The 13,705-nt window shown below is 51.0% G+C and carries 5 protein-coding genes; all 5 read left to right on the forward strand.

The features are described 5' to 3' along the window. Positions 1–82: 82 nt before the first annotated feature. Positions 83–622, forward strand: a complete 540-nt coding sequence (locus ELR70_RS05195; RefSeq protein WP_128064514.1) for a hypothetical protein — start codon at positions 83–85, stop codon at positions 620–622. Then, positions 619–10,443: an RHS repeat-associated core domain-containing protein gene (locus ELR70_RS05200; RefSeq protein ID WP_128064515.1), complete on the forward strand. Its 9,825-nt coding sequence runs from the start codon at positions 619–621 to the stop codon at positions 10,441–10,443. Before ELR70_RS05195 ends, ELR70_RS05200 begins: the two co-directional genes overlap by 4 nt. After that, positions 10,443–10,877, forward strand: coding sequence for a hypothetical protein (locus ELR70_RS05205; RefSeq protein WP_054017711.1), 435 nt, complete (start codon positions 10,443–10,445; stop codon positions 10,875–10,877). The genes ELR70_RS05200 and ELR70_RS05205 overlap by 1 nt, the downstream gene beginning before the upstream one ends. 360 nt (positions 10,878–11,237) lie before the next feature. Then, complete coding sequence (locus tag ELR70_RS05210; RefSeq protein ID WP_010387415.1) at positions 11,238–12,593, forward strand: Fic family protein; 1,356 nt, start codon at positions 11,238–11,240, stop codon at positions 12,591–12,593. A gap of 119 nt (positions 12,594–12,712) precedes the next feature. Beyond that, a complete protein-coding gene (locus tag ELR70_RS05215; protein WP_128064516.1) occupies positions 12,713–13,684 on the forward strand; it encodes a transposase in 972 nt (323 codons plus the stop codon). The last annotated feature ends 21 nt before the right edge of the window (positions 13,685–13,705 follow it).

A 13,705-nucleotide genomic window follows, 5' to 3' on the forward strand; every position in this document is an offset into this window, starting at 1 on the left:
CAACGAATCCATAGGTCTTTCTTCTGAACCCGGGGAAGATAGTGTTTTTGCAACAACTGTCTATTGTAGCAATCAAATATCAGTGGTGACAAAAACGGTACCCACCGTCTCTTTAGGACGTAGCAGTGTATCAGGCGACAAGGAGACTGAGATCACTTTGTCGGCCACCGCGGTAGATGCCGGTAAGGATCTGAAGGCCCTCAAGATCTGTAAAGCGAATAGCAGGGGGGATTGCACTGGCGCACCTATCTACTCGTGCAGCAGCGAGAGTAATGGACGATGCCAGGGTGAAAAACTCACGGCCACCGTGACTTATGATATGCCGTATAATCAGTCTCAGCGGTTTGTTGCATTTGCCACGGACAAATTTGGGCTAACGGGTCGCGCTGAATTTACCCAACAACAAATCACAGAACCGAATACCAAATCAACCGTAGAGCTGAGTTTATACGACGCCGACGGGCTGCCACTTGCTGATGGTCACACACTGTTTGGTGAGCAAGATGTGATGGTGGTTGCCAGGATTAAGGATGCTGATACCACGCAACCCAACTGGCCCAACTCGGCGAGTTATACAGCAACTGGTCTCACCTGGCCGTTGCTGGGGGGAGGATCACGTTGAACGGTCAGGCGCAGGATGCGCCATGCTTTAGTGACAATGGTCAACAAAAAAGGCGTAAAGAAACGCAGTGCTATCGCTCTCATAAGCTGACTAAAACCACCTCGTTTGTGTCGCTCGCTGGTGGCGGAGCCTCCAATACGGTTACACTCAATATGGCCACCCGGCCAAACCTGACAGATATTGAGCTAAGCGACGATGTGGTACTACCTAATGCGTCGATGGCGGTGCGCCTGAAAGCCTGGGATGATGGCCAGCCGGTTGACAAAAGCAGGCTCTCTTTGTGCCTGGTACCGGGAAGTGGCGCAGAGGTAACCAGCTGTGAGGGAGCAACCCCAATTAGCGCAGACCGCCTTACAGGTAGCGAGGGGATCTATACCTCCACCTTTAACGCAACCGCGGCACCGGGCCAGTATGCCCTGGTGATGATTGTGGCCGATGACACAAACATCCAGGCAGCACAAGCGCTGTCTGCCGTGCCTTTTACCGTGCAAAAAAGTGCGGGAATTACCCTAAACTACAGCAGCAGTAACACACAGCGCACGCGTGGCGTTGAGTACAGCGAACAAATCGAAATCGGCGCGCTCAGCTCTGAGCACAGCCATGTATGCCGTATCGCGCTGGTTGAGCCAAATACGGCTAGTAACGGAGTCCTGCTCGCCAGCAAGAAGATAGATCAACCCCTCCCCTTGCTGGAAGACTCCCCGGCTACTGTGTCTGCCACCATGAAATGGACCCCCGGATTGGCGCTACCTAAGTCTCTGACGGTAAAAGTTCGGGCTTATCTGCGCACGGGTAGTCAATGTGATGAGCAGGCAGATCGCTTTGTCGACAGCACAGCAACCTATTCGTATACACTTAACTCTTTGGTGCCTGTTAATCCGCGGCTTGAGCTGGTGCATGACGGGGCAAAGAAACCCGGGGTTATCGACATTACGTTGACGCGTAACGGCGGGCAAAGTGGCGACCATGCTACGGGCTACAACATTTACGAATATGTGAAGAACACCTCAGCCGCGCCGCCTGCCCAGCTCAATAAATGGCAGCACATAGCGACACTGTCGGCAGACAACCTGGAGCTGCAAACGAGCATCGAAAAATCTGCCCTTGATCATAATAAGTATGCTTTTTACTGCGCGGTGGCCACCAATACCGATCACAGCGGCGAACTAAAATACAGTAACGCGGACTGTGATCAGACGCAGATCCGCAATGAGGGCACAGCCCCGCCACAGGCTTACTTTGGTAATGCTGGTCACTTCTTTGGACCTTACACCTTAGAGATTGAGTCTGAACGGGCCTATACCGCACAGAGCAGCTTGCAGTGGTACTTTAAGCTCGAACGTAAAATTGGTGATGGTTACTGGTCTACACTGGTCAGTAAAATCCCGGTCAGCCGGTTTAATGAGCATGGCCCGGAAGCCACTTATCGGGTGACATCTCCCACCGCCGATCAAGTTGTGCAGTATCGGGTCACAGCCTATAACCGCAATGGTGCTCAGAGTGTCCCAAGCACTCAGACGGTACAGCACACCAATGCAAAAATCGTTGGGGTAACCAAAGGCACGAATACACGAGAGTATATCGTTTCAGGCGCGGCGTTTGCCTCAACGGGCAATATTGTCTCGGTGCAGCAAAATACCACCGGGATCAGCCATCAGCTGAGTGCCGCCGACATCACCTATGTCAGCAGTCATGAGCTTAAGATTAAGGTGCCCGCATCGATAGACACGGCTTATTCCAACGGTGGTTTTGTCGTGGGCGTAAAAAATGCACTGCGTGGTGCCAGTTACGCTACCTATAATGCCGACAGCACCTCCGGGCAGGTGGATGATCCGCTCAACTATACGCCTACGGTGGGCTTTAATGGCCAGCAGTACCTGGGCAAGGGGAGCGCAATTTATGCAGAAAAGGATCAGCGTACTCAGTGGTATCGTCGCACAGGCGGTACGCTCAGCTCTCGTCCGATTGTCACCGTCTCTGGCAGTGGCAGTGATGTGGTCTTTGCAGGCTCGCAGGATCACCATATCTATGCCTGGAGCCAGATAGGTACCCGGTTGTGGAAAACCCCCACCCGCGGGCCGGTTGAGGCCGAAGGCCTGGTAGTGGGTGATGACCAGCTCAGTGCACAGTTATTTTATGGCTCGGCCGATGGGGCGCTGTATGTGCTGAATGCCAAAACCGGTGCCATAGAGTATCTGTATAAGTTAGGGGCCACAGTAAGCCAAAAACCCTTTGTGGTCGGCAATCAGATCTGGGCGGTCACACAGGATGGTCAGGTCCATAAGCTGGACCGAGACGCAGCCAGCCTGCAACCTCTGCAATGGGGTGATATGAACAGCTCAGCGCTGCTCAGTGCTCTGAATCGCGATTTTCCTTCTGGCTGGACGCCGGACACTGATTTCAGATCGGCCTATCATTTGCTGCGTCTGGGCTATCTGGTGCTGGGACGGGATTTGACCCGCTATGAATTATCTTTCCTCGCCTATGCGGTTGATCATCATAATGTGACCTTGTTTGAAGTGGCGCAAGCCATGCTAACCTCTGAAGAAGGCAGACGTCGATTTGCCTTGTCTCTGAGTGACGAGCAGTTTTACGATCGCCTGGTTGAGCTGATGCATCATGTGTCGGCCAATGGTCTGGCAGGCTATGACAGAGCACACTGGATCAACAGCCTGAAAAACGGCCTGCCCAGAGCGCAGTTCCTGCTAGACGTGCAGTGGTCATCCGGGTTTGCAAACACGTACAATCGGGCTGTGGCCAGCACCTTGTACTATTATTACGGCGCGTGTCACCTTCAGGCGGTATGTAACGAGCTGGTAGACTCGGACGGCGACAACATCAGTGATGTGGCAGAAACCGCGCTGGGCACCAATAAACTTGATCCCAGAGACGGACTATTAGATGCACCGGATCTCACCCTGACGCTGACGGGCGAAGGCCGCATTAAGGCGGGATTTAGCTACTCCCGTGATCTGGCAAGATTCAAGCTGGTGGATGTAGCAAGCAATACCTCACCCACGACCTATCCGGCCGCCAATCGCAAGGCCGAAGGGGTACTGATCTATCCCAATGGCAGTCACAGTTTCTATGCTCAGGCCTGTATTGATGTGGCGCTGAATCCCACGACCCCAGGGGTAACGACCGAATATTGCTCCACTGGCTCGGCGCAGCAAAGTGTGACTGTGCTGGATAGTCTGACCGAAGGGCAGATAACACCCCATGCAGCGCCAGTGAAGCCTGAAACTGTTAAACCTGTGAGCCAGAGTGCCCTGCAGACCCATCATAAATACAGTTTTACAACAGGAAGTTTTAGGGTCAATGAACAGGGTGCGGCCACTTATAGTATTCCTATTGCTGTGCCACAGGGGATCGCAGGTGTCACCCCTGAGGTCAGTCTTAGCTATAACAGTCAGCAGCCCGAGTCTATGATTGCGCAGGGCTGGCAGTTGTCGGCAGGCTCCGCCATTACCCGCTGTCGTCAGACGTTGGCGCAGGACGGCGCATTCAAGCCTGTCTCTGTTGGCCTCGACAATGAAGATAGGTACTGCCTGGATGGCCAGCGCCTGATACTAATCAAAGGTACCTCGCACGGTGAGGCCGGGGCCGAATATCGTACCGAGATCGACTCTCAGCAACGCATTGTGGTGGAATCCGGTGAAGAAGCGTATAAAGTGCAGTTTGTGGTATACGGCAAAGACGGCAGTAAGCGTATTTATGGCGGTACGGAAAACAGCCAGTCCGGAGGCCCGCGATACCCTACCAGCTGGCTACTGCGTCAGAGCATGGACAGTGTGGCAGCAAACAGCATTGCCTCTGAGCCCGCTGTAAATGTCATTAAGTATCGCTATCGTCACGGCGGCGAGAACGGCGATAAAGATAACGCCCTGGGCCGACTTGAAACCGTTTTATCGTCAATTACTTATAGCCGTTACACCGTGACCTTTGAGTACCAGGCAGGGCCAGTCCGCAACCTGGCGTACAGTCTTGAGGTGGTATCATTGCCAATGCAGGCACAGGCTCAGTTGACCGGGATCCGGGTCAGCAAAGGCGCAACGCCACTGCATTATTACGATCTGGAGTTTGAAAACGGCGCCAATGGTGTGCGTCAGCTTAAAAGTGTGCGCCATTGTGACAAGCCTGTGTCGTCCTACGGCGCCCAGTGCAAACAGCCCATCATCTTTGACTACGAAGATTCCAAAACTTATCCATCGATGAGTGCATCGCATACGCTGATAGGCGCTGGCAGCAATGAAAAGATTGTGGCAACCAGTGTGCTGGATACAGATGGCAATAGCGAACCGGAACTGGTCACGCTGATCCAGCAGGAAAATCTTTACCAGCATGAGTTGTGCCTGATTGACCGCAATCGTACCCCGTCTTGCCAGCTGATAGACACCAACACTCGCCTTGAGAGTGTCAAGATGATGCCCTTTGATATGGAGGGAGATGGCACACAGGGGTTATTGATCCAGACAACGGAATCTCGCGGCAACGCCCGAAGCAAGTGGGGATACTTTACCCATGATGGCAGTCGCTGGAATGAGCAAGCGCTGCCGGGTGGCATGACCTTCAACCAGCTTCGTATTGGCGATGTCAATGGTGATGGGATGGTTGACTTGGTGTCTACCGATAACACGGCTCATCAGGAACTTCGTCTGACACTAAATCAGCATATCAGCCTCGATTACCAACAGGATATCCTGCGTAAGCTGGATAACGATGCCCCATTTTACTTAATCGATATGGACTTTGATGGCAAAGCTGATTTGGTGACTTCAAAATGTGCAACGGGCGGGTGTACTGAACCGGGCAAGTATGACTATATATTTATCTTTTATAATCGCTATGATCCGGCCAACCGTGAGCACAAATTTGAAGTGGGCACCTACTCTTCACAAGCGGTGGTCCACAGCAGCCTGATGCCCATGGATGTCAATGGTGATGGCACCCTGGATGTGATGTATCAAAATAAGGATGAAGACTGGGAAGTTGCCCTGGTACGTCCGTCACTGGGAGAAGGGTTTAGATTTGACTGGGATGGGATCACCACGCTGACCGCCCCGGCCAATGTAACCATAGACAGTAAGGTAGCAAAGTGGCCGCCACAGCTGGCCGACCTGAATGGCGATGGCCGCCCGGAACTGTATGTGACGGGTAAAAAGACCAACAGTATGGAATATGGCCTGTACCGCTATGAGTTTGACCCTGCAACACGGTCCTTTATAACCCCGAGCTGGGCCGCTTATCGGCTGAACATGGCGCCCACCTACAATAATACGGTCTTTTTCGCCGATATGGATGGCGACGCCATACCTGAGCTTGTGGCTCAGAATAGCTTTGGCATCACGCAGTATGGCAGAACCTTTCAGCAGCCTGCTGCCGGGCGCCTGCGTACCATCACGCAGGGCCTGGGCAATCAAACCACCATTCGCTACGCTGCAATGTCGGACGCCAGCGTATACACTCAGGGGGATAGCGCAGTCACGGCACAATTGCAGCAAGACAGCGGCCTGAAGGTCACTGATTTGGCTGGCGGGTCAATGCTGGTCCGTGAGGTTGAAACCAGTGCGCTGGATACGCAAACCGGCGATACGTCACTGGTCGTCACCTATGAATATGAAGGTGCGCGGGTACAGTTTGGCGGCCGCGGCTGGCTGGGTTTTGCTGCTCTGACGACGGTGACCGAAAAAGACGGTCATCAGATAGCCACCCGGACTGAATACGAGCAGGCTTTCCCGCGCACGGGCATGCCAAAACGTACCACCAAAACCCTCTATGTGAATGGTCAGCCCCGTGTACTGAGCGATGCGGTTGATAGCTATAAGGTGTCTCCTGAGCAGGTCGAGCCCAAGCGAGTTTATCAGCTCTACAACCAGGACAGCCGCACCTGTAGCGCCCGTGTTGACAGCGATTACTTTATTGCCGGGTATGACTGTAGCCAGACACTAACCACGCAGGACAGCGATGGCAATGTGACCAACCTGCAAGTCAGCCAGTATAGTATCAACGGCGCGGCGGAAGACTTTTTACAGGCCGCAGCGCCCAGTGGTGCCATCTCAACGGTGACCACAGTGAACGACTTTGGCTCGGAGGCTGAGCAGCAATTGGGCCGCCTGAAAAGCGCAACCGTTACGCATGAGCGTGATGGGAATACGGTGACACGCAACAGCGCGTTCACCTACATACAAAGTGGTGAGCTGGCCGGTTTGCTCGAGAGCGAAACGGTGGAGCCAGAGGGCAGCTGCGACACCTATCTGAAAACCACCTATCGACATGATGTCTTTGGCAACGTGCTTAGCAAGCAGGTAGAAAGTAAACCTGGCTGTAACAAGGCTGGGGAGAAAATCAGCCGAACCAGCACCACCACCTATGATGGCGAAGGACGCTATGTAACGGAGCAACACAATGGACTGTTTACTACGCTGCTGGTGGAGTCGCGCAACAAATATGGTCAGGTAACTCAGGCTAAAAATGCCGATGGCGTGGTGCAGTCTACTGAGTATGATGCATTCGGCGGTGAAATTGGCAGCTACTCGCCAAGCGGGGCACAGCAGCGTACCCTGATGGCAGAGTGCCCGGCAGGGGCACCTGCATACTGCGCCTTTGCCAGCGAAAGCTATGTGAATACCGAGCTAGTGGCACGCAGCTTCTTTGACCGTCTGGGTCGTACTCTGGGCAAAGAGCGTCTGACATCCAAGGGAATGTGGCTGCGTGATGTCAGCCATTATGACAAGCATGGTCGCGCCACTGTGGTTACCCCCGCAGGTCAGGCACCCACGTCGACTCAGTACGATGTTCTGGACAGGGTCACTCAGGTTACCGATGAGCAGTCTGGCCTGATCACCACGCTGAGCGTGACGGGTCGCATAACAAAGACCACCGTCAGTGGCAATATTCCGGGTGGCAGCCAGGAGACTGTGGTAACGCACAATCAGCACGGTGAAAAGCACACCGTAACCGACCCTGCCGGTCAGGTGCTGACTTATACCTATACCACGCAGGGCCTGCTGGATACCGTGTCGTCGTCGGCAGATGGCGGCACCCCTCTGATAGACAACGACTACAACGACCTGACGGGTCGTAAAACCAGCACCAAAGACCGTGACCGGGGCCACTGGCAATACACTTACAATGCATTGGGTGAGCTGCTTGTGCAAACCGATGCCAATGGCGATAAGCTGAGCTTTGAGTACGACGCGCTTGGTCGTAAAACCACACTCAAAATTAATAATGTGGTGGACAGCGAGTGGCATTACGACACCGACAAACCCTGGCGTCTGGACCAGGAGGTGCGTGGCAGCTGGTCGCGGTCATACCTGTATGACGGTCTGGGGCGTCAGGTGGCATCGGTCACCGATCTGGAGAGTGACCTGAGTTGTAAAGGTCAAGTCAGCTACGAGCCAGCTACTAAAGATGTGCGGATAACAGACGCGCTGGCCTCAGTGCATAACGCTAAATGTGTGGTGCAGCTGACCACCTTTGACGAATATGGTCGGGTGTTCCAGCAGTTTGATGACTATCGTCGTACCCGGGATCGCGGCCGCTTTGTGGAGGCCCGTGGCCAGCGCTTATATTACAGCGCCGGACAGGTTGATAAAAAGCAGGAAGCACGAGAGGGCGACCGTGGCCAGCTGTACTATGTTGCCGACTCGCACGATGCAGCCGGGCGGGTGACCCGCTACCAGAAAGGCCACTTTAGTATGGCGGTGGGCTATGACAGCCGCGGCCAGCTGAGCACGCTGGGGGTTGCTCAGGAGAGTGCCTATCGTTATATCCAGCAGCACAGCTACACCTTTGATGCGATGGGGAACCTGACCAGCCGGGCGCTGAACGCCGAAGACACGGCGACCACCTTTGGCTACGACAAACTGAATCGCGTTACCACAGTCAATGGTGTTGAGCGCTACGTCTATGACCCCAATGGCAATCTCAGGCACAAAGATGGCTGGACGCAAAAGTATGGCAAGGCAGGTGAACCCTTACATGCCATCTATGAGCGGGTTAAAGGCGCGCAGACCGAGACCTTTGATTATGATGCCAATAGCAATCAGCTGTCTGCCACTGTGCACCTGAATGGTCGTGTACACACACGCACATTGGATTACAGCGCCCGTAATAAAGTGACTTCCATCACCCAGAGTGGCGAGACAGTCACCTTTGCGTATGACGCCAATAACCGCCGTTATAAGCGTACCGAGGGCAATAAAACCATCTACTACGTAGGTGCACTGGAGATAGTAGACGAGGGCACAGACGGCGGTGAATTTGCGAACCAGAAGTACATACGCCGCAGCATCAACGGCGATGCGGTGCAAACCTACCACCCCAATGGTCAGGCAAGCATGCAATGGCTGTTCACCGACCATCAGGGTTCCGTGGTGGCAATCACCGACAACGCCGGTAAGTTCCTTAAGCGCTTTAAATACGATGTGTTTGGTAAACAAAGCGAGATAGTCAGGCCACCCAACAGTGACGCCAGCTACGCCAACTGGTCCACGGCAAGCATGGGGATATTCACCCGGGTGCCTGCAAACAGCCGCAGCTACACCGGCCATGAGCCCATCACGCTGGGTGGAGACAACCGCATCATTCATATGAATGGTCGAGTGTACGATGCAGATACCGGACGATTTATGCAGGCGGATCCGTTTGTTCAGGCGCCGAATAATTTGCAGAACTATAACGCCTATACATACGTGCTGAATAATCCGCTGAGTTATACAGATCCGAGTGGGTATATTTTCGATAAATTAACCAAAGTAATAGGGTTTACTACCAACGGACTGATCGGGGCAATCGTTGCACACCATACACAACGTTTTATTGCGAACAGTAGCACTTTGTCGACGCTATATGTAGCAAGTGCCTCTATCGCATCAAGTGCTATATGCGGACCATGCAGTATAGTAGCGACAGCTTATGTATCAGCGCAAAATACCTATTATCGAACGGGGGATTTTGGAGCGGCAATCAAAGCTGGTGCAGTTTCAGGTGTTTCTGCTGCTGCGTTTTATGCTGTGGGGAGTGCGTTTGAAGGGGTTAACACTTCCTTTGGTAGTGCTGGCTATTTTGGCAAGGTTGCGGCACATGGTCTGGTAGGTGGTACCATGTCTGTGATACAAGGAGGTAAGTTTGGTCATGGCTTTGCCGCGGCAGGATTTACACAGGCGCTCGCCCCTGCGATCGGCCGCATTCAACCGGGTGTTAAACATAGTCCATTAAGAATAGCAGCAGCGGCCATAGTTGGTGGTACTGCTTCGAAAATCAGTGGTGGGAAGTTTGCTAATGGTGCTGTGACAGCGGCATTTTCGAGGGGGTTTAATGATGAGTTGCATCCACAAAAGGCGCAGTTTTCTTACGACGAAAGTGATCCTTATTATCACAAATATGAAATGGATAATGAGATTTGTTCATTATCAACAGAGGGCTGTTCTGCTGGAGCTGTTTGGGGGGAATTAAAGAAAAACCCTGCTCCGGGTTGGGATAACTCGAAACAAGTAGCAACTGGTGATGAGACAGAGATTGAGTTTGCTTTCTTGAGTGGGGGGACCGTTTCCCATATTGTTGATGATAAAAATATGACTCTTTACAACATGACACATTCTGATCATATTTTTTCTGATGGGTATGTTAGCCGTTCAGTGTATGTTAGAGGTGGTTCTGTGTACGTTAAATCTATCGGGGAGGGTATTACCAGCCCGGGGACATTTAGACTAGGTGGTGTGATACCTATTTCTAGAGCGATAAGAGGTACTTTAAACATGAAACTTTATAAGGCTGGATTCGACGGTCTAGATAATAACATTAGGAGCGCATTTTAATGATTATACCTAGAATTGTAATTGCTGTGAAAACTTGTACATTTTTATTGTTTAAAATTTTTATGGTTTTTTCTGTTGTGTTTAATTTAGGGTGTTCTTACGAAAATGTTCATGTTTATAGCTCAATAAACATTGAGTTTGAGCAAGAGTCTTCTACAGAGCTTTTTAAGGCTGTACAGGCGTTTTCGGATAAACACCAGTTAGTAATTCAAGATGAGTCGAAGAAGTTTCCTAGTGGTTTAAACTCGATACTTTACGAGCTTAGAAATAAAGATGGCCTTAGGTTGTTTAAAGTTTCTGATTTAATGGATAAAAAGCGTTTTATTATCTCAGTATACGAAGTAAATGAACAAGAGGTTGGAGTTTTGTTTGAATCAATGTTTGTTTTTTTGAAAGAGAACTTTCCTAACGCCACTGTAGAAGTTAAGAAATAACTGAATAAAGGAAGTTGCATGGACACCAGGGTCAGTTTCAAGGACACCCACCCAAAATCGTAGGCATCCAGTCTGGATTTTTGGGGTGGGTGATGTGGTGGACACTTCTAAATTGTGAGTTACATGGACACCCACCCAAAATCGTAGGCATCCAGTCTGGATTTTTGGGGTGGGTGATGAGGTGGACGCTTCTAAATCGACGTTAATGCGCCACCCTGATAGACAACGACTACAACGACCTGACGGGTCGTAAAACAAGCACATAAAGGAGTTTACATCTCAATTTTTGATATTTTTGAGACATGCCTTTTGTCTTTGTAATATACTTATCTCAAAATCCAGGTTTTTTGAGATAAGTATATGATTAAGCATCCACCGCAATTGACTCACACTGATCCACTGACCTGGATCACTGAGCATGCCCCTAAAGAGCTCTCCCGTTATTTTGATCACGCCTCCGTGGTTGATGACAAGGGGCGCTATCTGCACTACGACGAATTACGGTTTCGTCTGCCAAAAGGGCTGGAACTGGACATTGCCTGGAGCCTTATCAAGAAAGCCAGAAGTAAACAGCTGAGCCCCGTACTGCCATTGGATGAACCCGAGCGTCAGGCCCGCTTCTATCTGACACCGACCATGCAGAAGGCAATCTCAGAAGCTGACAGGCATGCAACCAGCGCCTCACTCGAGTACATGTGCAGTAAAGTAGGCGAAGAAAAACACTTTGAATATCTGCTTAATGACCTGATCGAGGACGAAGCCATTAGTAGCAGCCAACTGGAAGGGGCTGCTACCACAACAAAAGTGGCAAAAGATCTGCTCAAGCGAGCAAGAAAGCCAAGGACGCCAGACGAGAAAATGATCATTGGCAATTTTAAAATGATGCAATTCGCCTGGCAAAACCGCCACAAACGGTTGTCTATTGACCTTATTCAGTCCATGCACCAAATCGGTGTGGAGTCGATAGATGATGAAAAATACCACCCCGGCGCGTTCAGGCAGACAGATGATGTTGAAGTGGCTGATGCTGAGGGCAACACGGTACACACCCCACCGCCAGCCAACCGAATTCACGAGCGGCTGGAGCAGTTTATTGCTTGGGTAAATCAGGACCATCAGGATGTCGAAAGCAGTCACTATTTGCATCCACTTATTAAAGCAATCGTTATGCACTTTGTGATTGGCTTTGAGCACCCATTCAGGGATGGAAATGGCCGTGTAGCGCGCTCGTTATTTTACTGGTACATGTTCAAAAATGACTATGCGGCTTTCAGGTATATAGCCATCAGCGTGCTACTTAAAGCAGCCCCTATCCAATATGGAAAAAGCTACTTATACACTGAAACGGATGACCTGGATCTAACCTACTTCATTGACTACCAGTGCAAAATTGTAGGTCGTGCGATTGGCGAGTTTAAGCACGCCTATGAGAATAACCTGAGAGAATCTGAAGCGTTCACCCGCTGGCTATGGGACTCGGGCCTGTTCAGTAAGCTCAGTGACAAACAAAAAACGCTGTTTATGGTAGCAAAAAGCGGTAAGACCAAGCAGTTTACAGCGGTTAATGTGAAAGAAAACTTGGGCTGCTCATACAATACCGCACGAGATGCCTTAAACGGCCTGGTTGAGCTTAACTTGTTTGAAAAAGAAAAAGCAGGCAAGGAATGGGTATTCACGATGCGCAGCAAAACAGCAATTATTGAGAGTTGGGGGTAAAGCAGGGAACAAGAATGGCCAAATAAAGCAAAAGTTACATGGGCAGCCACCTAAAATTGGCGTACAGGGTTTACGCCGTCTACCTTTAGGTATTACTCATGGATTGAGGATGCTAGATTATGCCAATGGCAAGGAAGAGACAGGTCAGTTTATCGGATACCAAATATTATCACTGTATTTCTCGGTGTGTTCGTCGGGCATTTTTATGCGGCGAAGATCGCTTCACAGGCCGCTCATATGAGCACCGGCGAGACTGGGTCGAGGAAAAACTACTGATGCTGGCAAAAGTGTTTTGTATTGAGGTGTGTGGCTATGCGGTGATGAGCAATCACACACACCTTGTGTTGTATGTGGATGATAAGAAAGCACAAAGGTTATCAGATAAAGCGATAGTGATTCGCTGGCATAAGTTGTTTAAAGGTAACTGGCTGACGCAAAAATTCGTTAATGGTGATGAGCTGAGCGAGTCAGAGCGCAGTATGCTGGATGCGGATATTAGTGAGTTCAGAATACGCCTTGCGAGTATCAGCTGGTTTATGCGGGTATTGAATGAAGACATAGCCCGCAGAGCCAATAAAGAAGATGGTTGTACAGGTCGGTTCTGGGAAGGGCGATTTAAGTCACAAGCCTTGCTGGATGAAGCGGCACTGGCAGCATGTATGGCCTATGTTGACCTGAACCCAGTCAGAGCCCAAATGGCAGAGACTCCGGAAACTTCGGATTATACCAGTATCAAAAAACGCATTGAGTGCGCTCGGCAGGGCAAGCAACCTAAAAGCCTGCGACGCTTTGCAGGCAACCCCAGAGCAAACATGCCAGGTGGCCTCCCGTTTGAACTGACCTACTATATTCAGCTGGTTGAATTAACAGGCCGGTGTATGCGGGCAGACAAACGAGGATATATCAGTGATAGCCAGCCGCTGCTGACCAGATTGCAAATAGAGCCAGACAACTGGCTTAAACTTACCACCCGATTTACCAAAGTGTTCCATGGTGCAGTAGGGCGAACACAGGCAATGACAGATTACTGTGAGCATTTGGAGAAAAAGCGACGAACTAACCTGATGCAGTGTGAGCGCCTACTGGGCTAGCACCTAATCTTTTTCAGTATT

The sequence above is a fragment of the Pseudoalteromonas sp. R3 genome (assembly GCF_004014715.1).
Lineage (GTDB): Bacteria > Pseudomonadota > Gammaproteobacteria > Enterobacterales > Alteromonadaceae > Pseudoalteromonas.